This window comes from Kitasatospora sp. NPDC028055 (genome assembly GCF_040637885.1).
Lineage (GTDB): Bacteria > Actinomycetota > Actinomycetes > Streptomycetales > Streptomycetaceae > Kitasatospora.
Genome location: NZ_JBEZXE010000064.1, coordinates 16,394 through 41,196 on the forward strand (window position 1 = coordinate 16,394; position 24,803 = coordinate 41,196).

Annotated in this window: 21 protein-coding genes; 3 read left to right on the top strand and 18 right to left on the bottom strand. The window is 75.5% G+C overall.

What is annotated here, in order from left to right; all coding sequences use genetic code 11:
• Positions 1–18: 18 nt before the first annotated feature.
• From AB0F71_RS36160 to AB0F71_RS36180, 5 genes are all read right to left on the bottom strand, one after another.
• Positions 19–330 carry a PAAR domain-containing protein gene (locus AB0F71_RS36160; protein WP_360244213.1) on the bottom strand — a complete coding sequence of 104 codons (312 nt, stop codon included), beginning with the start codon at positions 328–330 and terminating at the stop codon, positions 19–21.
• Between the two features lie 64 nt (positions 331–394).
• Positions 395–2,173, bottom strand: coding sequence for a VgrG-related protein (locus tag AB0F71_RS36165; RefSeq protein WP_360244216.1), 1,779 nt, complete (start codon positions 2,171–2,173; stop codon positions 395–397).
• A complete protein-coding gene (locus AB0F71_RS36170; RefSeq protein ID WP_360244219.1) occupies positions 2,170–2,892 on the bottom strand; it encodes a LysM peptidoglycan-binding domain-containing protein in 723 nt (240 codons plus the stop codon). Before AB0F71_RS36170 ends, AB0F71_RS36165 begins: the two co-directional genes overlap by 4 nt.
• Positions 2,893–2,941: 49 nt before the next feature.
• Entirely contained in the window at positions 2,942–3,367 is a 426-nt protein-coding gene (locus AB0F71_RS36175; protein WP_360244222.1) for a phage tail protein, read from the bottom strand.
• An 86-nt stretch (positions 3,368–3,453) separates the two neighbouring features.
• Positions 3,454–3,849, bottom strand: coding sequence for a hypothetical protein (locus tag AB0F71_RS36180; RefSeq protein WP_360244225.1), 396 nt, complete (start codon positions 3,847–3,849; stop codon positions 3,454–3,456).
• A gap of 1,669 nt (positions 3,850–5,518) precedes the next feature.
• Here AB0F71_RS36180 and AB0F71_RS36185 point away from each other — a divergent pair.
• A complete protein-coding gene (locus AB0F71_RS36185) occupies positions 5,519–5,962 on the top strand; it encodes a hypothetical protein (RefSeq protein WP_360244228.1) in 444 nt (147 codons plus the stop codon).
• Between the two features lie 766 nt (positions 5,963–6,728).
• Here AB0F71_RS36185 and AB0F71_RS36190 read toward each other — a convergent pair.
• The 8 genes from AB0F71_RS36190 to AB0F71_RS36225 form a co-directional block, all read right to left on the bottom strand.
• Positions 6,729–6,887, bottom strand: a complete 159-nt coding sequence (locus AB0F71_RS36190) for a DUF6760 family protein (RefSeq protein WP_360244231.1) — start codon at positions 6,885–6,887, stop codon at positions 6,729–6,731.
• Positions 6,884–7,372 (bottom strand): hypothetical protein, encoded by a 489-nt coding sequence (locus AB0F71_RS36195; RefSeq protein ID WP_360244234.1) that lies wholly within the window; start codon positions 7,370–7,372, stop codon positions 6,884–6,886. The genes AB0F71_RS36190 and AB0F71_RS36195 overlap by 4 nt, the downstream gene beginning before the upstream one ends.
• Positions 7,369–7,809 carry a phage tail protein gene (locus AB0F71_RS36200; protein ID WP_350509413.1) on the bottom strand — a complete coding sequence of 147 codons (441 nt, stop codon included), beginning with the start codon at positions 7,807–7,809 and terminating at the stop codon, positions 7,369–7,371. Before AB0F71_RS36200 ends, AB0F71_RS36195 begins: the two co-directional genes overlap by 4 nt.
• A gap of 69 nt (positions 7,810–7,878) precedes the next feature.
• Positions 7,879–9,429: a phage tail sheath family protein gene (locus tag AB0F71_RS36205; protein WP_360244238.1), complete on the bottom strand. Its 1,551-nt coding sequence runs from the start codon at positions 9,427–9,429 to the stop codon at positions 7,879–7,881.
• 212 nt (positions 9,430–9,641) lie between these two features.
• A complete protein-coding gene (locus AB0F71_RS36210; RefSeq protein ID WP_360244268.1) occupies positions 9,642–11,807 on the bottom strand; it encodes an ATP-binding protein in 2,166 nt (721 codons plus the stop codon).
• Between the two features lie 20 nt (positions 11,808–11,827).
• A complete protein-coding gene (locus AB0F71_RS36215; protein WP_360244241.1) occupies positions 11,828–12,607 on the bottom strand; it encodes a DUF4255 domain-containing protein in 780 nt (259 codons plus the stop codon).
• A 139-nt stretch (positions 12,608–12,746) separates the two neighbouring features.
• Positions 12,747–15,998 carry a hypothetical protein gene (locus tag AB0F71_RS36220; protein WP_360244244.1) on the bottom strand — a complete coding sequence of 1,084 codons (3,252 nt, stop codon included), beginning with the start codon at positions 15,996–15,998 and terminating at the stop codon, positions 12,747–12,749.
• Between the two features lie 176 nt (positions 15,999–16,174).
• Positions 16,175–16,918: a LuxR C-terminal-related transcriptional regulator gene (locus tag AB0F71_RS36225; protein WP_360244247.1), complete on the bottom strand. Its 744-nt coding sequence runs from the start codon at positions 16,916–16,918 to the stop codon at positions 16,175–16,177.
• Positions 16,919–17,155: 237 nt separating this feature from the next.
• On the opposite strand from AB0F71_RS36225, the gene AB0F71_RS36230 reads away from it, so the two are divergent.
• Together AB0F71_RS36230 and AB0F71_RS36235 are read left to right on the top strand one after the other, a co-directional pair.
• The gene (locus AB0F71_RS36230; protein WP_360244250.1) at positions 17,156–18,610 is read left to right on the top strand and encodes a hydrolytic protein; all 1,455 of its coding nucleotides are present in this window, start codon (positions 17,156–17,158) and stop codon (positions 18,608–18,610) included.
• A gap of 555 nt (positions 18,611–19,165) precedes the next feature.
• Positions 19,166–20,368: a DUF4157 domain-containing protein gene (locus AB0F71_RS36235; RefSeq protein WP_360244271.1), complete on the top strand. Its 1,203-nt coding sequence runs from the start codon at positions 19,166–19,168 to the stop codon at positions 20,366–20,368.
• 81 nt (positions 20,369–20,449) lie between these two features.
• On the opposite strand, the gene AB0F71_RS36240 is transcribed toward AB0F71_RS36235, so the two are convergent.
• Genes AB0F71_RS36240 through AB0F71_RS36260 form a run of 5 tightly spaced genes read right to left on the bottom strand, consistent with a single transcriptional unit; the run spans position 20,450 to position 24,633 of the window.
• Complete coding sequence (locus AB0F71_RS36240) at positions 20,450–21,022, bottom strand: hypothetical protein (protein WP_360244253.1); 573 nt, start codon at positions 21,020–21,022, stop codon at positions 20,450–20,452.
• Positions 21,019–22,410 carry a hypothetical protein gene (locus tag AB0F71_RS36245; RefSeq protein ID WP_360244256.1) on the bottom strand — a complete coding sequence of 464 codons (1,392 nt, stop codon included), beginning with the start codon at positions 22,408–22,410 and terminating at the stop codon, positions 21,019–21,021. Before AB0F71_RS36245 ends, AB0F71_RS36240 begins: the two co-directional genes overlap by 4 nt.
• Positions 22,407–23,216: an ATP-binding cassette domain-containing protein gene (locus AB0F71_RS36250; protein ID WP_360244259.1), complete on the bottom strand. Its 810-nt coding sequence runs from the start codon at positions 23,214–23,216 to the stop codon at positions 22,407–22,409. Before AB0F71_RS36250 ends, AB0F71_RS36245 begins: the two co-directional genes overlap by 4 nt.
• A gap of 32 nt (positions 23,217–23,248) precedes the next feature.
• Complete coding sequence (locus AB0F71_RS36255; protein WP_360244262.1) at positions 23,249–24,076, bottom strand: zf-HC2 domain-containing protein; 828 nt, start codon at positions 24,074–24,076, stop codon at positions 23,249–23,251.
• Positions 24,073–24,633 (bottom strand): RNA polymerase sigma factor, encoded by a 561-nt coding sequence (locus tag AB0F71_RS36260; RefSeq protein ID WP_360244265.1) that lies wholly within the window; start codon positions 24,631–24,633, stop codon positions 24,073–24,075. Before AB0F71_RS36260 ends, AB0F71_RS36255 begins: the two co-directional genes overlap by 4 nt.
• Positions 24,634–24,803 lie beyond the last annotated feature (170 nt).

The window sequence follows — 24,803 nt, forward strand, 5'->3', positions numbered from 1 at the left end:
CCCGCTCGCCGCGCTCGCTCACAGTGCGCCGCCGATCAGCACGTTGAAAGCCCCGGCGATGATGGTGGCACCGCAGGTGGTCTTGTCACCCATCCGGGCCGCGGGCAGGCCCCCGATCAACACCACTCCCCCGGTCAGTCCGCCGAGTTGGGGCTCGACCAGGTTGGCGGGGCCCAGCTCCACGTGCGGGACGCAGGCGTGCACGCTGCCGGCCACCGCGGCGGGGCGGCCGCCGATCAGCACCGTCGCGACCTTGACGGCACCGGGCGGCGGGGTGGTGAGGACGCCGCCGTGGTCGGTCGGGTCGCCGGTCCGGGCTGCGGGGGGCATGTGCGGTCTCCATTTCCGAGGGCGCCCTGCCGGGCACGATCCTGCTGCTTGTCCTGATGGTCCGTCAATTGATGTGCACGAACGCCCCCTTGAGGACGGCCTCGGCTCCGCCGTCCACGGTGACCGCGGTCGTGCCGCGCACGGTCACCGAACCGCCGCGCACGTTCACCTCGCCGGTGCCCGCGTCCAGAGTGATGCCTGAGGAGGTCAGGCGCACCGTGCTGCCCGCCCCGCCGACCCCGCCGTGCACGGTCAGCAGGATCTCCCCGCGCTGCTGGTCCAGCCGGACCTCCAGCTTCCCGTCGCCGCTGGCCAGCCGGACCCCGGAGCTGCCGCCCGGCACGTCCAGCAGTTCCAGCCGGTGGCCCGAACGGGACACCACGGAACGGCGGTTGACCTTGCCGGCGGTCGCGTCGACCAGCGGCACGTCGTGCGGCGAGGGCCGGTCCACGCCGTTGTAGAGCCCGCCCAGCACGTACGGGCTGTCCAGGTCCCCCTGCTCGAAGCCCACCAGCACCTCGTCGTTGACCTCCGGGCTGACCACGCCGCCGCCCCCGTGGCCGCCCCACTGCACGGTGCGCACCCAGTCGGAGACGTAACTGTCGTCCAGCCAGGGGAACTTCAACCGGACCCAGCCGCGCTGCCCGGCGCCCGGCTCCCGGACGTCGGTGACCACGGCGACGGCCAGGCCCGGCATCCGCGGCCCGCGCGGCGGCGCGTTGCCGCCGGTGGTCAGCCCGGCCAGCGAACGGTCCGGCGAGGCGCTGACCACCACCGTGGTGCGGTAGCCGCGGAACGGCTCCAGCAGGTGCCGCACCCCGGTGGCGGTGTAGCGGCCGGAGAAGGCCGCGCCGACGTTCCCCAGGGCGACGGCGGTGCCGGCCCGCAGCCGAGGATTGCCCTCGGCCACCACCTCCAGCTCGCCGAAGCCCCCGGCCACCGAGGCCGCCAGCGAACGGGCCACGGCGGCGGTCTCCGCCTGGGTGCGGTACGGGGTGTCGGCGACGGTCAGCCTGGCCTGGCCGGGGAAGGCCGAGGCCACCACCGAGGGGCTCAGCCCCGGCAGTACGGTGGTCGAGGCCACCGACGGCTCGGTGGCGACCAGGGCGCTCTTGGTGGTGACGTTCCAGCCGCGCGCCTCGACCGTGTCCGCCCCGGCCGCGCCGGTCAGCACCCCGCGCAGCTCCAGCAGGTTGCGCCCGTACTCCAGCACCAGCGGGTTCTGCGGCGCGGGCGTGCTCGGCGCCGGGGCCGAGGAGGCGGGCTGCGGCCGGGCGAACTCCAGCTTGCCGTCGTCGTCCACCCGCACCTGCGCGCCGCTCTCCTGCGCCAGGAACTGCAGGAACTCCCAGTCGGGGACGTTCGCCTGGGACAGCTGCTGGTGCACCACCGGGAAGGAGTCGACCCGTCCGCAGGCCAGGCCCGCGCCCGTGGCCACCTCGCGCACGATGTCGGCGGTGGTCATGTTCCGGAAGGCCTTCACCCGGCGCCCGCGCATCAGCCGGTGGGTCACCGCCGCCGCCCGCACCACCGTGTACGAGCCCGTGGTGTCCACCTCCAGCTCCAGCGCCGTCACCTCCCCGGTGAACAGCCGCACCCGGGTGTTGCCCTGCACCGTCACCACGGAGACCCGCAGCTCGGTGCCGATGGTGATCCCGGTCGCGGAGAGGAAGGTGTGGTCGGCGTCCCGGAAGCTCAGCACCGCCGTGTCCGGCAGGCCCACGCTCTCCTCGATGTCGCAGGACACCAGCTGCGCCGCCCACACCGGCGGCAGCGGCCCCGGCGCCTCGACGACGGGATCCGCGGCGAACGGCCGGCCGCCCCGGGCCTCGGGCGTGGTCATGCCGCACCGCCCCGGGTCAGCTCGTCGATGCCCGGCACGATCAGCTCCGCGCCCGGGACCAGCACCAGCGGGTCGTCGATGCCGTTCGCCTCCGCGATGGTCCGCCAGGCCGTCGCGTCCCCGTACGCCCGCCAGGCCAGCAGCGGCAGGCTGTCGCCCGCGATCACCCGGTGGGTGCTGCGGGCCTCCGGGGAGCCGGAGGTCGGGTTCTGCCCGGCCGGGTCGACGCTCGCCTCGTCGATGGAGAGCGAGCAGACCGCGCGCAGCGGGTTGCCGTCCACGTCGAAGAGCGTGTAGGTGACGGACAGGCCGGTCAGCACCCCGTTGAACGAGGTCGTCTTCAAGGTGCCCCAGTCCAGCCGGATCCACGGGCTGGCCGGGGTCTTGCGCGCCAGGCTCGTCGGGGTCGGCACACAGGCCGTCATCAGCTGCTCCACCGCCCGCTCCACCGAGTTGTCGTGGGTCGCGGTCGAGTCCAGGAACACGTCCAGGGAGAGCGAGCGCGGGCCGCTGCCGACGAACTCCGGCAGGGCCGACTGGCCCGCCATCCGGGACGGCGTGCGCCGCCACTCGGTGGACTTGCGCAGCACCAGGGTCGCCGGGTTGAACTGGAGCGGGAGCCGCGCGATCGCACCGCCGGGCTGGGCGCCGACGGTGGCCGGCGGCTCCATGATGGTCAGTTGCGCCCGGGTGACACTCGCGGGGACCGCCGAGGACATCCTGCTGCTCCTTGGGTGCTTGGGGGGAGGGAGGGGGTGAGGGGCGCGCTCAGGACGGGCGGAGGCCCGCGTGGGCGATCTCCAGGGACTCCATGGCCGGCTGGGAGCTCGACGGGTCGAAGGACGGCCCCTCCCACCGCACCGGGACGATCCCGAGCACCTGCCAGCCCACGATCCGGCTCAGGTCCGGCCGCAGCGCCACGATCTCGCCGTCCTTCGGCTCGACCTTCCGCACGATCTCGTTCAGCCATCGCGCGATCTTGGCGGTGTCCGCGGTGACCGCGCGGCTCAGCGTGATGTTCGTCCAGGTGATCCGGCCCGGCAGCTGCCAGGCGAAGCCGTTGTTGCCGCCCTCCGCGTACTGCTCGATCTCGACCTGCGCGCCGAGCCCCGAACAGGTGGTGAACTCGCCCAGGTCGTTCCCGCCGATCGTCAGGCTGAAGAACACACTGCTCGCGAAGATGTTGTCGGTCATCGGCCCCGCCTCCTGCTGTTCCTGCTGTGCTGCTCACGGTCAACGTCGATCCGGTCCCCCGGCGGCCGTCCGGCGCCGGCCCGCGCTCAGCGGCGCAGGTCGTACGGCTTCCCGGCCCGCTCCCGGCCCCTGCGCAGTTCGGTGCGCAGCAGGCGGCCGACCGGTTCGACCAGGCGCCGGGCCAGTTCGTCCAGGTCGGCGGGCGCGGTGTGCTCGGGCCTGTCGGGGCCCTCGGCCGCCGCCCCGCCCTTCTCGGTGCCGCCGGGCGGCCGTTGCCCACCGGACTGCGCGCCGTGCGTCGGCGCCGCCTGCACGGTGGTCGGCCGACGCGCCGGGACGGCGGTCAACGGCACCCCCACCAGCCCCGCCTGCTCGGCCACCCGCTGCAACACCTGCGCCGCACCGGGTGCGGAGTGGTGGGCGGCGGGCGGCGGGGACGGTACGGACGGGGTGCTCCCGGCCCCGCCGGGCCGCGCGGCCATGGGCGCTGCCCCGGGTGTCGTGGGCACCCCGGGGGCCGCGGACCGGGACACGACCGGCGACGACAGGACGGCGAGCGGCTGGGCCTGGGCCTGTGGCAGCGGGCCGGGCGCGCCCGGCAGCCGCTGGAGCGAAGGGACCACGGGCAGCGCGGGGGGTGCGGGCCGTGCAGGCGCCACCGGCTGCGCGGGCCGTACGGGCTGCGCGGCGCGGGCCGGCGCGGCCGTTCCTTGCGGCGACAACTCGGCTGCCGCCGAAGGCCACTGAGCCCGCTGGACGACCGGTGAGGGCGCGCCGGACAGCGGTGAGGCCGCCCGTGGGAGCGCCTGGATGCCCGGCGGTGCGAGGCGGACCACGGGCACGGGCACGGGCACCGGCGCGGCCGACCGCCCGCCGGACCGAGCCCCGGGGCGCGGGTGACCGGAGGACGACTGCGCGGCGGCAAGACGTTGAACTGCGGCAGGGCCGTGGCCGCCACCTCCCTGCGGCCGTTGCGCCACGGGCACCGTACCGAGCCGCCGTTCGGACCGGACGGGCGAGGGGCCGTCGGCGGCAGCTGAGGTCGGCGCGGCGTCGCCGGGCGCCGAACTCCCTTGCACGGAAGGACGATCGGCCACCGCCCGGCCAACCCGGTGTTCCGGTGAGCGCCGGACGCGCAGTCGCTGCACGGCCGTTGCCACCACGTGCCCGACTCCCCCGCCGGACGGACGACCGGCGGCCACTGCACCCCCTGGCGCCGGTGGCACCGGCTGACCGGCGTTGGCGGTCCGGCCGACCCCGGGGCTCGTCCCGCGCCGGGGAGCAGCAGCCGCCGCTCGGCCCCCGCGTGGCGCCGGAGCCGACCTCGGCTGCGGCGCGGCCGTCGAACCCTGCTCCGAGTCCGACTCCGAGTCCGTACGGCGCGCAAGGGCGTTGGGCCAGGCCACCGGAACCACCGGCGGGGCGGCGGGCACCGCAGCGGCCCCCGGCCGGGCGCCGACGCCGCCCGCGAAGGGCACCGACGCTGCCGCCAGGGCGACCGCCATCGGACGCTCCCCGATCAACCCGCGCCTCGGGGCGGTGGATTCGACGGCCCGCTGCACGCCCAGACCGCCTCCGGCCGGACGAGCCGGAACCACCGGGCCGCCGCCGACACGTCCGGCCGCACTCGGCACCCCGGCAGGGCCGGGCGCGGCTGCGTGGACACGATGTGACGATGACTCACCTGTGCTTGCCTGAACTGGTGTTGCTGAGTGCGGGCCAGTCACGTGGTGCTCGACCGCACGCTGCACGGGTGCACCCCCACCGGCGGTCGGTGCGTTCGGCCCACCGCTTCCCGGCAGGGCGACCGAGCCCCGCCGGACCCGCCGCCGCCCACCGGCCGACAGAGCGCCACGGCCGACGGCTGCCGCCGTCGGCGGTATCGCATCGAGGGGCGCACCCAGACCCGAGCGCGGGCGCGCCGGGGCCTGGGGCGGGGTTGACGTTGGGGTCGGCGCTTGGGCCGGGGGCGAGGCCTGGGCCCGAGCCGAGGCCGAGGCCTGGGGCGTGATCGGGGCCGGCTGCGACGGCACCCGGGACGCGCGTTCAGCGGTCGGCGAGGACGGCGCACGCTGGACGGACGCGCCGCCGACGGGCCCAGGCCCGAACCCACGCGCTGCCCGCTCGCTACTCCCAGGCTCCCCACTGCCCGTGGCCCCGGGCTCGGCGCGGACCACCGGCATAGCAGCCGGGGCACCCGGCGCGGACTCGGCCGCCCGGGGGCCTGAGGCGGCCAGCGGCGCCGCACTCGCGGGCAACGCCGTCAAGGGCGCGCCGAGCACCGGACGGGCCGGTGCCGCACCACGCGTCGCCGCAGCCCGCTGCACTGCCGCGTCGGCGGCGCCGCCCGGGCCCGACGGCACCGTTCGGGCCGCCGACCCGGTGCGCTCGGGCACCCGCTCAGCACGGGCCGTCTCCTCCGCCGCAGCTACCGGCTGCGACGCTTCGACACCCCGGCTCGACACCTCGCCGACGACCTCCGGCGTGGCCCCACTCGGCACCGGAACGGCCGCCACCGGCCGCACGGGCAGCACCCCGGGGCGCCGCGCCACGGTCAGCGGCGCGCTGACGGCCCGCGGTCGCACCGCACGCTGAACGGCCGGACCTGCCACGCCATTCCGACGTGGCACCCCGGCGACCGCCTCCGGCTGCCGCACCGTACGACCCGCCGGACCAGCGGGTGCCTCCACAACTCCGGCCTCGACAGCATCAGTTGCCGCACCCGCCGCCGGAACGGCACTGCGGGACGGACCGGGCACCGCAGCCCCAGCCCCAGCCCCAGCCCGCCGATCGGCGCCGCCCGTACGCACCGCACGGGACCCGGGCGACCGTACGGGCAACTGCCGCAGCCGGACAGCCCGTTGGACAGGGCCGGTCCGCTGCCGTGCCACCTGTCCCGCCGATTCCAACGGTCCCGGGGGCTCTTCCTCCCCCGCACCCACTCTCGGCCGCAGGACGAGCTCGTCCCCGCCGCCCACGGTCACGGACGGGGTGCCCGGCACCGCGACCGCCCGCAGGATGCCCGCCGGAGCGGAGGGCAGCACGGAGTGGCCGAGCGGTCCGCTCAGCGAAGGGTCCTGCCAGGCGGAGAGCCGGGAGCGGAACGCCAAACCGTCGCTGACCCCGCGCGGCGACGCCCCGGCCAGGGTCGGGACCAGCGGCGCCACGGCGCGCCAGCCCCCGTCCCCGGCCGCCGGGCGCGGCCGCGCGACCCCGGCAGCCCCGGAACCCGAGCCCGAACCCGACGCCAAGCCCGGGCCCGCGTCAGAGCCCGAACCCGCGTCAGAACCCGACCCCGGAGCAACCCCGGCGCCGGACCCGCCGCGCCGCCGCCCGATCCAGTCCCGCAGCCCCACCCCCCTCACCCACCCTCACTGATACGGGAGTTGAGCCGCGCGACCTCGCGCACCCACTGCCCGCGCTCGTGGTGGGTCAGGTCGAGGAGGTCCTCCCGCGACCAGTGGAGGTGGTAGGCGATGTACGCGATCTCCTCGTACAGCCGAGCAGGCGCGTACGTCACGATTCCCCCAGGCGCCCACCGGCGAGGTCGACCTCGAAGGCGCCGTCGCAGTGCGGGCAGGTCACGGCGGCGCGCGTGTGGCCTTCGCTGTTGATCCGCTGGTAGAGGTCCTGGAGGAAGGCCACGTCGGTGGCGTACATCCGCTCGACGATGCCCGTGTGCACCTCGGTGAGGTCGCCCAGCCGGGTGATCACGTGGCTGAGCAGCACCACGCTGAGGTAGGCCGGGTTCTCCTTGACCCGCAGGTCGATCTGCGGCATCAGTTCGTCGCGCGCGGTCGCCAGGCGCATGGCGCCGTGGCGGTGCACGGTGCCCTCGTCGTCGACGTAGCCGAGCGGCAGCTCGAACTCGAACTCGGTGTGCGGGGACTGTCGCCGGGGCGGCCCGACCGGCCCCGCCTGCCCCGGAGCCGCCTGCTGCGGCGCGGGGTTCTGCGGGGCCGGGGCACCTTCCAGCAGCTCCTCAAGGCCGATCTTGCGCCTCACTCGACCCGGATCTCCTCGAACACGATGGTCACCGTCTCGGTCGCGGCGCTGGACTCGCCCGCGCTGAGCGTGGGGCCCTCCCAGCGGCTCGCCCAGGCGTTGGTGAGCTGGATGCGGCGCAGGGTGGCCCCGGTGGTGTCCTTGACCTCGATGGTGAGGTTCTGCCGGGCGGTGTTGATCGCCCCGTTGTTGAGGGTCTCCTTGATCCAGTCCGTGAACGCGCCGCTCTTGTCCAGGCCTCGGGTGATGGTCACCTCGCCGGGCAGTCGGGCGCCGGGCTGCTTACGGACGATCAGCTTGCCCTCTTGGGTCACCTGCTTGTACTCGACGACGTCCTGTTCGACCGTCAGGTTGCTGATCTCCTTGACGGACTCGACGTTGTAGCCGCCGAGTTGGACGCCGAATATGTGTGTGGAGAGCGGATCGCCTTCAGCCATGGCGTGTGGTCACCTTCCGATGCGTATCGACAGTGGGGCCGACGGGTGGGTCTGCGGTGGGGCCGCGACTCACTCGTCGAGGAGGCTGGTGCTGTCGGAGAACTGGGCCAGCCGGAACACCACGAACTCGGCCGGCTTCACCGGGGAGACGCCGATCTCGCAGATCACCTGTCCGAGGTCGATGGACTCGGGCGGGTTGTTGTCACGGTCGCACTTGACGTAGAAGGCCTCGGCCGCGGTCTGGCCGAACAGCGCCCCGCGCCGCCACTCCTCGGTGAGGAAGGCGGTGATGTTCCGCCGGATGCTGGACCACAGCCGGTCGTCGTTGGGTTCGAAGACCACCCACTGGGTCCCCAGGAGGATGGACTCCTCCAGGTAGTTGAAGAGCCGGCGCACGTTGAGGTAGCGCCAGGCCGGGTCGGAGGAGAGGGTGCGGGCACCCCAGATCCGGATGCCGCGGCCGGGGAACGCCCGGACGCAGTTGACGCCGATCGGGTTCAGCAGGTCCTGTTCGCCCTTGCTGAGCCGCAGTTCGAGGTCGACGGCGCCGCGGATGACCTCGTTGGCGGGCGCCTTGTGGACCCCGCGTTCGGCGTCGCTGCGCGCCCACACCCCGGCGGCGTGGCCGCTCGGCGGGACCAGCACGTTGCGCCCGGTGGCCGGGTCGAACACCTTGATCCACGGGTAGTAGAGCGCGGCGTAGCGGGAGTCGTAGCCGGCCTCGTCCTGGCGCCAGCTGCGCATCCGCTGGGCGTTGAGGCCGGGCGGCGGGTCCAGCACGGCGATCCGGTCGCCCATCTGCTCGCAGTGCGAGATCACCGCGAGCTGGACGGTGCGCAGGCCCTCGTCGTCGAGGTCGCCGCGCTGGTAGGCGCTCATCAGGTCCGGCACCGCGACCATGGTGATCTCGTCGATCGCCTCCAGGCCGGAGAAGCCGGTGCGGGCGGCCGCGTCGCCGACGTACTCGGCCGGATCCAGCCGGGTGCCGGCGGCCACCACCGGGCCGGTCGCGGGGGTCGGGGCGGCGGCGAGCGCGTGGGTGCGGCGCTCGGGGCGGCTCGGCGCGGTGCCCGGCTGCTCGGCGACGGCGACCAGCTTGGACTCGCGCAGCTGGGTGACGAGGTAGCCCTTGGTGTTCTTCCGGGTGGAGACGTCGTAGCTCTCGGCCACCTCGGCGCCCCGGCGGACGATCAGCCGGAACCGGTCGTCGGGGACGTTCTCGCCCTCGGCGTCGGCGACCTCGACGGAGACCTCGCCGCCCGCACCGGGCAGGGCCGACACCAGGAAGCCGCCGATCTCCACCGGCGGGGCCGCCGCGACGGCCGGGGCGGGGGCGCCTCCGGGGGCCTGCCGCGCCGGGTCGCCGATCCGCACGACGTAGGCGGAGCCGCCGCCGTTGGCGAAGAACCCGTACACCGCGTGCGCCAGGTAGGTGCCCTCGGTGAACGCCCCGAACCGCTGGACGTACTGGTCCCAGTTGGTCACCAGCGTGGGCTCGTGGAAGGGGCCGCTGCCGGCGAAGCCGACGAAGGCGGCGACGGCCGTGCCGACGCCCTCGATCGGCCGGGCACCGGACTGCACCTCCTCCACGTACACGCCCGGGGTCAGGTACGACGGCATACGCGCTCCTCCAGATGACCGGTCGTTACGTCTCACTCGCCCCCGAGTCTGCGGCCGGGGCGGTGTCCGGGGACATGTCCCCGCGGTCAAGATCGGGGGCAGGATCGCTGCCCCGGCGGGCACGGCCGGGTGCGCCCGGCGGCCGCGGGCCGCTCCGGTCACGTGCGCCCGACGGGCCCGAGCCGCTCCGGGGCGGGGCGCAGCCGCTCCGGTCACCTGCGCCCGGCAGCCCCCGGCTGCTCCGGGGCGGGGCGCAGCCGCTCCAGCCACGGCCCGAACTCGCTCTCCAGCACCAGCCGGCCGAGCTTGCGGTACTCCCCGACCACGGCGGCGACCAGCTGGGCCATGCCCAGCGGGGTGCCAGCCCCGGCGGCCAGGTAGGCCGCGGAGACGGCGCAGGCCCGGATCGAGCCGCCGGTGAGCTCGAAGTGCTCGGCGCAGTAGTCCAGGTCGAGGTCGACGCCGCGGGGCAGGGCCGGGCCCAGGCAGCGGTCCCAGAGCAGCCGGCGCTGCGCCCGGTCGGGCAGCGGGAACTCGGCGATGACGTCCAGCCGCCGGGTGAACGCCTCGTCCAGGTTGGCGCGCAGGTTGGTGGTGAGCAGCGCGATCCCGTCGAAGGACTCCATCCGCTGGAGCAGGTACGCGGTCTCCAGGTTGGCGTGCCGGTCGTGGGCGTCCTTGACCTGGGCGCGCTTGCCGAACAGCGCGTCCGCCTCGTCGAACAGCAGGACGCCGTTGACCTGGGCGGCCTCGGTGAAGATCCGTTCCAGGTTCTTCTCGGTCTCGCCGATGTACTTGTCCACCACGGTGGAGAGGTCCACCACGTACAGCTCCATGCCGAGTTCGGCGGCGACCACCTCGGCCGACATGGTCTTCCCGGTGCCGGACTCCCCGGCGAACAGGGCGATCACGCCGTTGCCGCGGCCACCGCCGGGGCGCATCCGCCACCGGCCGAGCACCTGGTCGCGGTGCCGGGCGCGCAGCACCAGTTCGCGCAGCCGGTCGGCGGTGGGGTCGGGCAGCACCAGGTCGGGCCAGCCGACGGCGGGCTCGATCCGGCGGGCCAGCCGGGCCAGGCCGGCGGCGTTCTGCGCCCGGACGGCGGCCCGCAGGTCCTCGGCGCGCACCGGGCGCCGCTCGGCGGCGGCCGTCCGGGCGGCCACCGAGGCGGCCCGCGCCAGCTTCTCCCGGTCGACCCGGTAGGCGGCCACCGCCTCGGCCAGGCCGTCCGTCAGCTCCTCGTCCAGCGGCGTCCCGGCGGCGGCCAGTGCGCGGGCCCACTGCCCGGCGCGGCCGTCGGCGTCCGGCGGCGGGGCGGTGACCACCACCGGGCTCTCCCGCGACCAGGCCGGGTCCCACACCAGGGGGCCGTGCACGATCAGCGGGACGGCGGCGAGTTCCGCGCACAGCTCACGCAACAGCGCGGCCCGCTCGGGGCGTTCGGGCTCCAGCCGGTCCAGCGGGCCGAGCACCACCCCGCCCCCGGCCAGCCGGGCCTCACGGGCGAGCACCCGTACGGTGGCCCCCGGCGGGCGGGCGGCCAGCGCGGCGGCGTCGACGACCAGCGGCGGGCGGCCGTCGGCGGCGAGCGCGGCCACCGCGAGCGGGCCGGCGTGGCCGCCCCGGTCCAGCAGGTAGACGGCTCCGCCGCCCGCCGCCGTCGCGGCCGCGCGCAGCCGGTCGACGGCCTGCGCCTCGGCGGGGGTGAGCGCCCCGGCCGGGCCCATCGGTTCGGGACGGGCGGCCGGGTCGGCGCGGTGGGCCAGTCCGGCGAGGGCGTCGTCCGGTTCGTCCTCGCCGAGCAGGTGGGCCGTCACCCGGTCCGGCACCCGAAGGGTGCGGGACAGCAGCGGGCGGTCCGGTTCGGTGAGTTCCAGCAGGCCGCCGGCGATCAGCGGGGCCCGTACGGCGAAGCGGAAGCGGCCGGCCCCGGCCCCGGGCAGCCCGCACAGTTCGAGGGCCAGCCCGACGGTCGCCCGACGGCGGGTCAGGTCGTCGTTGAGGTAGCCGTAGAGCTGCTCGAAGCGGGGGTCGAGGTCGGGGGCGAGGGCGACCAGCAGCAGGTCGAGGTCGACCGGGAGCAGCCCGAAGGCGGCGCCGAGCCGGGCCAGCCGGGAGCCGGGCGGCGGGGCGGGCGCGTCCTGGCCGGCCGGTGTGCCGTGGCCGGTGGTCACGGCGGCGGAGGCCAGGATCCGCTCGACCGCCTCCGGGCCGAGGTACTGGCCGCGGTACGGGTCGTCCGGGTCCGGGTCGTCGGCCCGGCGCTCGCGCACCGCGGCGCGGACGCGCTGCTCGACCCGGTGCAGGCGGTCCCACAGGTGGTCGGTGTCGTGGTCGTGGTCGCGGTCGGTGTCGTGGTCGGGCGGGGCGCCGGGCACCGCCAGGGCGAGGTCCGGGCTCACCTGGCTCCGCCCCTGCTGGTTCCGCCCCTGCCGCTCCCACCCCTGCTGCGGCGGCCGGGCGGCAGGGCGCGGTCGCGGGGGGCGGCGAAGCCGTCCGGTCCGGGGTCGGTGGCGGCGCCCCGGTAGCGCAGCCGCCGGCCGGGGCCGTCGGCGGGCGGCCGGGCGTCCCCAGCAGTGTCCGTGCCGGCGTCCGTGCCGGTGTCCCCGCTGGTGTCCCTGGCGTGCACCACCAGCCCCTCGGTGACGGGCGGTCCGGCGGGGGTGAGCGCCCCGGCGAGCGGGGCGAGCACCCGCAGGTCGATCGAGGGCCGCAGCTCCCCGCCGAGCGCGGACCAGACGTCGGAGACCGACGGCAGGCCGGTGTCACGCCCGGCGATGTCCAGGCCGACGGTGAGTCCGAGCCGGGCGAGCGTCCCGGTGAGCAGCCGGGCGGGCAGCGCGTCGACGGCGGTCAGGCACTGCAACACCTCGGCCAGCAGCCGGTGTTCGTCCTGCGGGCGGTTGGTCCAGACGGTGACCAGGTAGGCCAGTTCGAACCAGCGCGGCGCGGCCCGGTGGCCGACCACCAGGCCGTCGGCGTCGTGTTCGGCGACGGCGCCGGCCTGCCGCCGCCCGGTGTCCTCGCGGACGTCGTACAGGAAGACGCTGACCGTCGGCGCGGTGCGCCGGGCCGCCAGGTCCCGGGTGGGCGCGTCGAGGACGACCTCGACGCCGCGCTCCGGCAGTCCGGCCTCGGCGAGCAGCAGCCGCAGCGCCTCGTCGACCTCGTGGATCACCGCTGCCCCACCTCCCCTGCTGCTCCGGCCCGGCCGCCGGCCGACCACTGATCCAGCACCGCACCCGACCACCCGGCCGCACCGGAAGTCGACCGGGCCGACTTCCGGTGCAGCCGCGATGCCTCGTCGCTCACCCGGGTCACCGCCGGTCCACCTCCCCCGGCGGGCCGATGGTGCCCTCGACCACCAGGAAGGGCGTGGTGACCGGGGAGAAGCCGGGGCCGTCGGCGGTGATGGTACGCGGGCCGGTCTCGTCCTTGGACAGGATGAGCAGCTGGCCCGCGAAGGTCCCGTCCGCCTTGGGGTAGGTGGGCGCGGCGGCGGCCGTGATGCCGGGGTTCCAGGTGAAGCGGACGGGGGCGCCGGGCGGGAAGTCCACGCCGCGCACGGAGGTCACGAAGCCGGGCTTGCCGATCGGCGGCACGGCGACGATCCGCGGCTGGACGACCCGCAGCGGGGTGCTGGCCCGGTGCGGGCCGGGCGTGGCGTCGGTGCCGGTGGTGGTCAGTTCGGCCGTGACGGTGGTGTCCAGCACCGCGACGGGCGAGAGCACCACCCGGACCACCTGGCTGCGCCCCGGGCGCAGGTCGGCCAGCGCGCAGCTGCCGGCCCGGCAGCCGGGCGGCAGTGCCTCGGTGGGCACGCCGGGGGGCAGGCCTAGGGTGAGCCGCAGGCCGGTGGCGAGGGCCTGGCCGGTGTTGCGCACGGTGTAGCTGACGGTCACGTGGCCGCCGACGTAGCCGGGGTTCGGCTGGGCGTCGACCGCGACGGTGGGGCCGGCCTGCGGCGGCGCGGGGGACGGCGGCGGTGCGGGGGTGGGCGTGCTGCTCGGGGTGGTCGGCGCGGGTGTCGGGGTCGGGGTCGAGCTGGGGGTCGGGGTCGGACTGGGCGAGGCGGTGGGGGTGGGCGTGGGCGTGGGCGCGCTCAGCACCGGCAGGACCGTTTCGGCGGAGTCGTTCTCCGGGTCCGGGTCGACGACCGCCCCGGTGACGCTCCACCCGAACGGCTGGTCACCGGTGCGGGTACCGATCAGGGTGGCGGTCACCCGCACCTCGGCGCCCGGAGCCAGGGTGCCGAGTTCGCAGCGCAGCGCGGCCGCGTCGCACGTCCCGACGGGCGTGGTCAGCCTGCCGAGCCGGGCGCCGCCGGGCACCGAGGCGGTCAGTACGGTGCCCGGCGAGGGCGCGGGGCCGTGGTTGGTGACGGTGACGGTGACGTCGGTGCCGCCGTCGACCTGCACGGCGGGGGTGCGCGGCGGCGCGCTCAGCGCCAGGTGGACGGACTGCTGGACGGCCGGCTCCTTCTGCCGTCCGGGCAGCCGCCAGTCGAGCGGGCTGAGCTTGCCGCTGGCGAGGTCGTAGGTGCCGAGCCCCTCCGGGGAGTTGGGCGGCAGCGCCCGGCGCGAGGTGAGCACCAGCTGGGCGCCGTTCGGCGTCCAGGCGACGTCCCGCGGCTGGTACGGGCCGGTGGCGGTGGTGTCGGGCAGCGGCCGGGTGCAGGCGCCCTTGTCGTCACGCAGCCCGGCGGGCAGCAGCACCGCGCAGTCGGTGCCGGTGGGCGAGGTGACCAGGAGGCCGTCCTGCCGGTTGTTGCCGCCGTCACCGGCCTTGCGGTTGAAGGCGAGGCGTCGGCCGTCGGGCGAGAACACCGGGCTGTCGTCGATCACGTTGCAGCTGCCGGGGCAGGCCGCCCGGCTGAGGTCGCGCTGCCGGGTGAGGTCGTCGGCGGCGACGGTCCAGATGTGCAGGTTGCCGGCGTTGCCGTTGACGACGGCGGTCCGGGAGAAGGCGATCAGCTTGCCGTCGGGGGACCAGAACGGCTCGCCGTCGGAGGCGCCCGGCTGGTCGGCGGGCGGCTGGACGGTGCCGACGATCGCGCCGGTGGCCACCTGGGCGATCAGCAGCCGGCCGGGGCGGGCCGGGGTCTGGCCGGCGGCCGGGGTGCTGCGGCTGAACACGATGAGCCGACCGTCCGGGGACAGCGAGGGGTCGGTGTCCCGGTCGGTGGGCCCGCGGCCGGCGAGGTTCAGCGGGTGTGGGTTCGAGCCGTCGGCGTCGGCCTGCCAGATCCGCTGGATCCGCCCGGCCGGGGAGTCCTCGTAGCGGGTGACCACGAGCTGGCGGCCGTCGGGCGTGTAGCTCTGCCGCTCGAACCAGGGGTCGTAGCCGGGGCGGGGGTGGAAGAGCGGGTCGGCGCCGGGGTCGGGGTTGGTGTTGGTGTCGGCGGCCGGGTCCTCGGTGAGCACGCTGATACCGAGGTCGCGCGGGTCGGTGCCGTCCTGGCGGACGTCCTGGACGTCGGCGGTGTTGGCGGTGGCGGCGCTGGTCTGCTCGACCACCGGGCCGCCCTCGGCCTGGGTGCCGAGCCAGGTCGGGGTCGAGATCAACCGGTTGGTGCGGTAGAGGAGTTGGGGGTCGGTGCAGTCGCAGGTCGGCGCCCGGTAGAGGTTCACCACGGGCGGCTGGTTCGGGTCGGGCTGCGGGGCCGGGGGCGGGGAGGTGAGCTGGTCGGCGCTGAGGAAGAGGACGCCGGTGCCGTCGGCCAGCCAGGAGGCGGAGCCGGTGCGCCAGGTGGAGCCGGTGCCGGGGAAGAACGCCTTGTCACCGCCGGTGGGCGAGGTGAGCATCAGGGTGCGGCCCTGGTCGCCGCCCTTGTCCCAGGTGTAGACGATCTGGTTGCGGTGGGCGTCGTCGTTCACCGGGTTCCAGGTCGGGTCGACGGCGTCCCCGACGGCCACGTTGGTGATCTTGACGGGCGCGCCGCCGGTGAACGGCCGCAGGTAGATCTGGCGGTGCGCCGGGTCGCCGGTGCAGGAGTACGCGACCCACTGACCGTCGGGCGAGACGGTCGGGTGGGTCTCGTCGGCGGCGCCGTCGGTGATCCGGCGCAACCCGGTGCCGTCCCGGTTGACCGCCCACAGCACGTGCTGGGTGCCGCCGGCGGCGGTGGGCTCCAGCGCCTCGAAGACGACGCCCTTGCCGTCCGGGGCGAGCGCGGGGTGGGCGGTGTCCATGCCGTTGGTGAGCCGGCGCACCGCGCCGTTCGCCTCGCGCAGGTAGACCTGGGGCAGCGGGCTGTCCCGCAGGCTGGTGAAGACCAGTTCGCCGCCGCGGGCGGAGGGGTCCTGGTCGAAGTGGACCGGACCGGGCCCGAACAGCGGGGTGCTGGAGGCGCCGCCGGTCACCCGGCCGAGGCCGCGGTGGTTGGTGCCGGCGTAGACGATCCGCGCGGCGGCCGGGTCCTCGGCGGTGACGGCCGGGGCCGCCCGGCCGCTCGGCGTCACAGGGGCGGAGCCCAGGGTCAGCACGGCGGTCGCCAGCGCGAGCAGCACCGCGACGGCGGCCCGGGCCGGCCGCCGGACGGGGCGGGGGGTGGCGGTGGCGCCGATCACGCTCGACCTCACAGGGTGGCAGGGGCGGTCTCCCCCGCAGTCTCACCGGCCCGGGCGCCCGGGAACAGGGCCCGGGCACCCGAGCCGGGGGTAACGGCCGGTGTCCGCAAAGGGCAGGACGCCGCGGCGCGGGCGCTGGGGACATCCGTCCGCGCCTGGCGCCCTGCCCCTCCCTGTCAGATCAGGCCGCGCCGCATCGCGTACCCCACCGCGTGCGCCCGGTTGCGCAGCCCCAGCCGGGTGATGATCTCGTGCAGCACGTTCTTGACGGTGCGTTCCGAGTACGAGGTCTTGGCCGCGATCTCGCTGGTGTCGAAGCCCTCGGCGACCAGCCGCAGCATCTCCGCCTCCCGGGCCGTCAGGGTCGACAGGGTGAGGCCGCGTCCGTCGAGCATGGTGCGCTGGAGCGTCCCGATCCGGTCGAGCAGTTCGCCGAGGAGGTCCCCGGGCATCACCCCCTCGCCGTTGGCCAGGGCGGTGATCAGGTGCACCAGCCGGTCCTGGTCCGCCTCCGAGCGGCGCAGCACGGCGGCGACGCCGTGCTCGACGATGGTCTGCAGCCCCCCGGCCTCGAACTGGCCGACCACCAGGCCGATCCGGCCCGAGGTGGCGAGCCGCAGCCGGCGCAGATGGTCGGCAACCGCCTCGGTCAGGGCGTCCACGACCAGCAGCGAGACCTCCGCCCGGCCCGCGTCGGCCTCACTGAGCAGTTCCACCTCGGGCCGCTGGCGCAGCTGTTGGACCACCCCGGTCTGCAGGATGAGGTCCTCGGCGTACACCGCCACGGGTATCTGGGCCGGCCGGGCGCGCCCCTGCACCGGGATCCGCGCCCCGGCCGGGCGGGCGGGCACGGACGGCGGTGCCGCCGGCCCCCGGCGACTGGTGACGGCTTCTCCGCGGGTCGCCTCGATCGATGTCATCGGAACACTCCATTCTCCTGCGGTCCTGCGGCTGTTGCGGCCCGGCGCCGTGGCGCGGGGCCGGTCGGGGGCCCGGTCGGGGCCCCGGTGGGGGCTCGGTCGGGCCCCGCCTGGTCGGTCGCGACGGCGCCGGGCAGGGCCGGTCCGTCCGTACGGGCCCGTACGGGCAAGGGGTGTGCCCACGGCTTGCCCGTACGGCCCTCTCCGCGGACGGTCCTCCGGCCCTACCGTCACGCCATGACCACATCCGCCGAACTCGGCCTGCCCGCGCTGACGGTGGCGCCCGGTGGCGTGGCCACCACGACCCTGACGGTGCGCAACGACCTGGACATCGTGGAGGCGTACACGCTGGAGGTGGTCGGCGACTGCGCCGCGTGGACGACGGTCGAACCGGCCCGGGTCTCGCTCTTCCCGGGGACGTCCGAGACGGTGACGGTGCGCCTCGCCCCACCGCGCTCGCCCGCCGCCCGGGCCGGGGAGTTCCCGCTCGGCATCCGGGTCCTGCCGACCGAGCGCCCCGAGCTGGTGACGGTGCCGGAGACCACGGTCACCGTGACGCCCTTCCAGGAGTTGCAGGCCGCGCTCGCGCCCCGGCGCCGCCGCGGCTGGCTGCGCGGCCGCTACCGCACCTCGGTGCGCAACCTCGGCAACGCCCCGGACACCGTGGTGCTCACCCCTACTCAGGCCGGCGAGGACCTGCGCTTCCGGGCCACCCCGGAGCGGCTGCGCCTGGAGCCCGGCGAGTCCGGGGAGCTGCGCCTGCAGGCCCGCGCGCGCAAGCTGATCTGGTTCGGGAAGCAGGCCTCCTGGCCGTTCCAGGTCGCGGTGGGCCCCGAGCCGGCCCCTGCGGGCAAGGCCCCCGACGGCGGGGGCAAGGACGGCAAGGACAGCAGGGACACCAAGGACGGCAAGGACACCGGCGGCGGAGCTGCCGAGGGCACCGCTGCCGCCGCCACTCCCACTCCCGCTGCTGCTCCCGCTCCCACCCCTCCCGGCGCCGCTCAACGCCCGGTGCTGGAGGGCGAGTTCATCCAGCTCCCGATCTTCCCCAAGTGGCTGCTGGCCCTGCTGGCGGCGCTGATCGCCCTGCTGCTGGCCTGGTTCGCCCTGGTCCGCCCGGCGGTGCGCAGCTCCGCCAAGCAGGCCGCCCAGCAGGCCGTCGCCCAGCAGAGCGCCACCCCGGCCGCACCCGCCGGCACACCCGGCGGCGGCCCGGGCGTCCCCTCCGGCGGCAACCCCAGCGCACCGGGCAAGCCGGGCTCCGGGCAGGCCACCAGCAGCGGCGGCCGCCCCGCCCCCGGACCGGGCCTGGCGGAGCCGGGCACCGGGCGGCAGAGCTCCGCGACCATCGACGTACAGACCGGCGGCGGCGCCGCGTCCACCGGCAGCTACCAGGTGCCGCACGGCAAGGTCTTCGACATGACCGACCTCGTGATCGCCAACTTCCAGGGCGACCAGGGCGTCGTGACCATCACGGCCGGCCAGAAGGTGATCAACACCATCGCCTTGGAGACCTTCCGCAACCAGGACTACCACTGGGTGACTCCCATCCAGGTCTCCGAGGACCAGGCGGTGACGGCGAGCGTGACCTGCGAGTCCCCGGGCACTCCGGCCTCGGGCAAGCAGGCAGCCACCTGTCACGAACTCCTCAACATCAGCGGAACGTTGAGCGACATCAGGCAGGGGAACTGACCCGGTGCACACGGTGCCCTCCCCTCCCGCGACCGGACCGGAAAGGTGCACCCGATGCCCCAACGGTGTCAATGGGCCCCTTCCGCCGGAATCACCCCGTTCTCCTCCGTGATCTTCCCCTTCCGTATCTCCTCTCACGGCCCGTGACCATGTCAACACGGGACGGACGTCACACCCGGTCCGCGCTCCGGGCGACAACCCGTTCGAACCCCACCAATACGGGCCACGTGCCCTCCCGGGGAACCCGGCCGGGGCCTGCCGGGGCAACCGGCTGTTCCCCCGGGGACGGCGAAGTCTGCCCTTGACGCCCTCCTGACGTGTCATCAGTACAGCAGTAGCTTTGAACCGTTCCCGCACCGGAGACGCCTTCGAGGCCTTATATGCACCGAATCGCCACAAGGCGGAAGGAATCCGACCACCGTGCGCGCTCATGAACCGGACCGGCAGGCCGACCAGCGAAGCGACCGGGGGAACTCCCCGGCCGCCCGCGCACCACGCCCGGGCCCTGGGCCCGGCACCGCCCTCGCCCTGCAACGCACCCTCGGCAACGCCGCGGTGAGCCGCCTCGTCCAGCAGGCCCGGGCCGGATCCGGCGCCCACGGCGCCCACAGCGGCCACGACTGCGGCGCCCACGGCGCCGGGCCGGAGGAACTGCCGCTCCAGCGCTCCCTGGTCCCCCAGGTGCTGCGCACCGCCGGGAAGCCCCTGGACGGCCCCACCCGCAGCGAGATGGAGGCCCGCCTCGGCGCCGACTTCTCCGACGTACGGCTGCACACCGGCAGCACGGCCGCCGCCTCCGCGGCCGAGGTCGGCGCCCGCGCCTACACCTCCGGCAACCACGTGGTGCTCGGGCAGGGCGGCGGCGACCGGCACACCCTGGCGCACGAGCTCACCCACGTCATCCAGCAGCGCCAGGGCCCGGTGACCGGCACCGACCGCGGCGACGGCCTGCGGATCTCCGACCCGTCCGACCGCTACGAACGCGAGGCGGAGGCCAACGCCGTCCGCGCCCTCGCGGCCCCGCTGCAACGCGCGGAGGCGCCGCCCGCCCACGCCGGATCCCCCGCGGCGGCCACGGCCGCGGTGCAGCGGATGCCCAAGCGGAACGCGGACGTCGCCGAGGTGCGCGGCAGCAGCCCGCCCGCGCGCACCACCCGGGGCAAGGCGCGCGCGGCGAACCTCGACCTCGCCCGGCCGGTGCTGGAGTTCGAGTCCGGCTACGAGGGCCCGGCCACCCAGAAGATGGACGACGACCAGAGCATCGGCTTCTGGCAGGTCGCCCGGTTGAAGAACCCGCCGGGCGCCCCGCAGCGGGTCTCCACCAACTACCACTTCTGGCAGGAGGTCACCGACTCCAACGTCCAGGTCGTCCGGGCGAAGGACGGCAGCTACGGCGAGCACGACTCGGCGCGCGACTGGGTCCAGGACGGCCCCTACCGCCCGAACTACACCAACGCCGTCATCGTCGACGCCCAGAACCAGATCGAGTTCAACGACAACCCGGGCTTCTCCACCTCGGCCCGGATGTCCCCCGGGTACTGGCTCCAGGAGTACAGCGTCTCGTTCCGCTGGAAGGTCGCCCCGAACAACGGCACCTGGAACCGGAACCTGCCCGCCTGGACCAGCCCCGTGGTCACCCACAGCGTGCGCTCGGAATTCGACCCCGAGCACCCGGACGAGCCGGTCGCGATCACCGTCCACGAGGGCGGCGTGCACACCTGGAACGTCGACCTGACCCCGTACACCACGGGGACGTGAAACGGCCGAGTCCCCGGGGGCCCATGGACCTCCCCCGGGGACTCGGCCGGCGTCGGCCGACGCGCTCGACCGGCCGGACGGTCAGCGCCTCGGGCCCACCACGGCGTACAGCGCGGTACCGACCGCCAGCAGGACCCAGCCCGTCCCGGTGGACACCGTGGTGACCGGGGAGAAGGTCATCCAGTGCACCACCTCCCCCACGGTGCCGGGCGCGGCCGGGCTGAGGACGGTGACCGCGAGCCAGCCGGTCGGCAGGATCCAGGCGAGGTGCGCCCCGCACAGCACCGCCCCGAGCCCGGCCAGGCCGGCCAGCCCGGCGGCGTCCCGGACCACGTACCCGGTGGGGGCGGGCTCCGCCCCCACCAGCCGCAGCGCCAGCAGCGCCGCGGCGGCGAACGCACCGATCAGCAGCAGGTGCGCCGCCCGGCGGGGCACCCACCGGATCGCGGCCGTCCGGTCCAGCGCGGCGTCCTGGCCGCCGAGCCCGACGGAGGCGGCCGCCACGCTCACGGTGAGGACCAGGACCGCCGTCCCCAACCCCATCGGGCCCGGGCCGTCGTGGTCGAAGGCCCACCCCGCCAGCACCACCAGCAGGACGACGGCCGCCGAGGCGGGCGCCTGCCGCGAGCGCGCGTACAGGCTCAGCCACCTCATCGGGACGCCTCCCCGGTCAGCGACGCCAGCTCGTCCCCGCAGGACAGCGCGGCGGCCCGGACCTCGGCGATCCGCACACGCTGCTCGGCCCGCGGCAGCGCGGTCAGCTTCTCCCAGGCAGCCGTCGCGTTCGCCCACGCGACCTGCGAGTACCTGTTGTCCTCCGGCTTCTGCAACGGCTGGAGCTGACGGTCGCCGAGGGCCCAGCTCGCGACGACGCTCTGCGCCGCGACGGCGTCCAGCCCCCCGCCCTCCCAAGGGGTGCGCGGCCGGCAGTTCGGCGCCAGGCCCTGGGCGACCAGCAGGCGGGTCAGTTCCGCCCCCGTCGCACGGGCGATCAGCGGGTCGTCGAAGTCGACCAGCACCGTGTCGCCGGAGAGCTGACGGTCGTCGCCGGTCGCGCGCAGCGTGGTCTCCTCGTGGACCGCGGCCGGCGCCCGGTCGCCCAGGGCGTCGTGCAGCACCCGCAGCGCCTCCTTGCCGGAGGGCGCGAATACGGGCAGTTGCGCGCCGTTCGCCCGGGTCACGCACACCGGACCGTCGCAGACCAGGGCCGCGGCGGCCCGGTCGACCACCCAGGTGTCGCGCGGGTCGGCCGGCAGGACCAGCAGGGCCAGCGCCGCACCGGCCAGCACGGGAGCCGCCGCGAGCAGCCGGGCCCGGACGGTCGAGGCCGTCAGCAGCGCGAAGCCGGTGCCGAGCAGGCCGAGGAACCACAGCACCTGCCCCAGGTCCACCGCCCCGGACAGGGTCAGCAGCATCTCGCGCGGCATGTCGGTCACCGGGGACAGCTGGGAGAGGCGGTTCGGCGCCTGGCCCGACGGCAGGGCCGTGTCGGTGGTCTGCCGCAGGTACATGACCGTCACCAGGGAGCCCACCACCAGGATCGGCGGGGTGAGTACCGAGGGCAGGGTCCGCGCCAGGCCCATCCCGAACACGGCGCCCGCGGCCAGGGCCAGCGCCGCCACCAGCGAGATCGCCGGCCACCCCGCCGGCAGGTAGTCGCTCTCGCCCAGGGCCACCTGGCTCCCGCCCCACAGGACGAGCAGGCCGAAGCCCGACACCAGCGCGAGCGCCAGCGCACCGGCCGGCACCGCCGCACGGCGCCAGGCCGGCCGCGGCGTGCTCGCCAGCAGCTCGGCCGTCCGCGAGCGGGAGTCCCGCAGTCCGAAGACCGCACCGAAGCCCACCGAGAGCGGCCACAGGTAGGCCAGCATGGAACGGGTCGTCAGCGCCATCGACGTCCACTGCCCGGTCCACGCCGCGGTGCCCCGCCACCACAGCCCGTTGACGGCGTAGAGGACCGCCAGGCTGCCGCCCAGGACGACCAGGCCGGCCCACGGGGCGACGGAGCGCCTCAGTTCGGTGCGCAGCACCCGGGCGTTCACCAGTTGCCTCCCTGCTGTCCGGAGTCACGGAGCAGGGCCGAGTAGCCGCGCTCCAGCGGGCTGTCGCCCGGGTACTCGCTGCCGCCCGCGGCGGCCAGGTCGTCCGGGGTGCCCTGGAAGACCAGGCGCCCGTCGGCGAACAGCACCACGTCGGTGCAGGCCGCCGCGACGTCCTCGACCAGGTGGGTGGAGACGACCACGCAGGTGTCCCGGCCCAGTTCCTGGAGCAGCTCGCGGAAGCGCAGCCGCTGCGCCGGGTCCAGGCCGGCCGTGGGCTCGTCCAGCAGCAGCACCGCGGGGTCGTTGACGATCGCCTGGGCGATGCCGGCCCGCCGCACCATGCCGCCGGACAGCGTCCTCATCCGGTGGTCGGCCCGGTCGGCCAGGCCCACCCGCTCGACGGCCCGTTGAACGGCCGCGGGGATGTCCGGCTTCGGCACCTCCTTCAACCAGGCCATGTACTCCACGAACTCCCGCACGGTGAAGCGCTTGTAGTAGCCGAAGTCCTGCGGCAGGTAGCCGATCCGGCGCCGCAGCGCCCGGTGGTCGCCCAGCCCGCCGACGGAGGTGCCGAGCAGCTCCAGCTCGCCGCCGGCCGGTCGAAGCACCGTCGCGAGCGCCCGGATCAGGCTGGTCTTGCCCGCGCCGTTGGGCCCCAGCAGGCCGTGGGCACCGAGTCCCAGCGAGAGGTCCAGCCCGTCGACGGCCAGCTTCTTCCGGCCCACCCGGACTCTCAGGTCACTGGCCCGGATCTCCCAGGCGTAGGTCTTCGGCGCGATGTCGGCCGCGCTCGTCATGGGCGCCATGCGGTGGCCCCTTTCGAGGGTCGATGGTGTTGTCACAACGTTGAGTAGGCGTTCCGGCGGACGATCACGGCAGCGGTCCCCAGCACCAGGAACAGGCCCCACACCGGCAGCCGGCCCGGCTCCAGGGCGAGCCGCAGGGCCGCGGGGACACGTCCGGTGACCCCGGCGGGCACCAGCACGGCGGCGCTCCAGACGGCCGCCAGAGCCGTCGCGGCGCGGGTCACCCCGACGACGCTGCCCAGGGCCAGGGCCGTGGACGTGAAGGCGAGCGAGGGCAGCAACCACTGAGCGGCCGTCATGGTGCCGGTCAGCCACCCCGTCAACAGGAGCCCGGGCACGACCACGGCGAGCACCGCCGTGGTGCGCCTGAGCAGCAGGGGCAGGCCCGCGCGGGCGGTCGAGGCGGTCAGCTCGTACGCCGGGTCCAGGGCCCGCGACCACGCCGCGGCGACGCCGAACAACGGCAGCGCGGGCGCCAGCAGCGACACCGGCGAGGCACCGCCGAGCGACCCCGACGGCGCGACCGCGTCCAGCAGCAGCGCCAGCAGGGTGACGGCGGCGGTCATGGCCAGCCACGGGCCGGTCGCGGGCGTCAGCCAGGCCGACACCCACCGCGGACGGCGCCGACGGGCGGGCGCCCGGACCGCGGCGTCCAACTGCGGGACCAGACCGGCCCGGACGGTGTCCAGCAGCGCGGCGACCTCGGGCGCCTCGGTGACGACCGAGGCCGCCAGCAGCGCCCGGCACGGCGCACAGGTCTCCAAGTGGGCCTCCAGCGCCCACACGGTGTCCGCGGCCATCGCCGCGTCCCCCCGCGCGTAGTCGGCGATGAGCCGCCGGGACGCGTGTTCCGCCGTCATGCCAGTGCCTCCCGCATCGCGATCCGAGCCCGCCGGGCACGGGTCTTGACCGTGCCTTCGGGCAGTCTGAGCAGCACGGCCGTCTCCCGGACGGACAACCCGTCCAGCACCGTGGCCTGCAGCACCTCGCGCAGTTCCGGCGCCAAGCGCCGCAACGCGTCGCCCACGTCACCGCCGACCGTCCCGGCGAGCGCCTCCTCCTCCGCCCCCGGCACCACCGCCCGCTCGGCGGCCGCCATCGGCGGCTCGGCGTGGTGGGCCCGGCGCCGGAACGCGTCGACCAGCCGGCGCGCCGCGATCGTCCACAGCCACCCGACGGCCGAACCGCCCACGGCGCTCCCGGCGAACGCGCCGGCCGCGCGCCACACCGCCAGGTACGTCTCCTGCATGACCTCGGCGACGATCTGCTCGTCCGAGCAGCGACGGCGCAACCGCACCGCCAACCACGGTGACGTCCGGCCGTACAGCTCCTCGAACGCCCCGCGGTCGCCCCTGGCCACCAGCCGGAGGAGGCGTTCCTCGTCCAGCTCGTCCAGTGCTCTCCTGCGTGATCTCACACCAGCCAGACGCCCGATCCAGCGCGCAGGTTCTTGATCCGGCGTGACCTGCGTCACAGTGCGGGTCTCCCCTTCCCCGGAAATGCGAAAAGCCCCCGCCGGTGAACCCGGCGGGGGCTTTTCTGAATGATTGTTCGGCGGCGTCCTACTCTCCCACAGGGTCCCCCCTG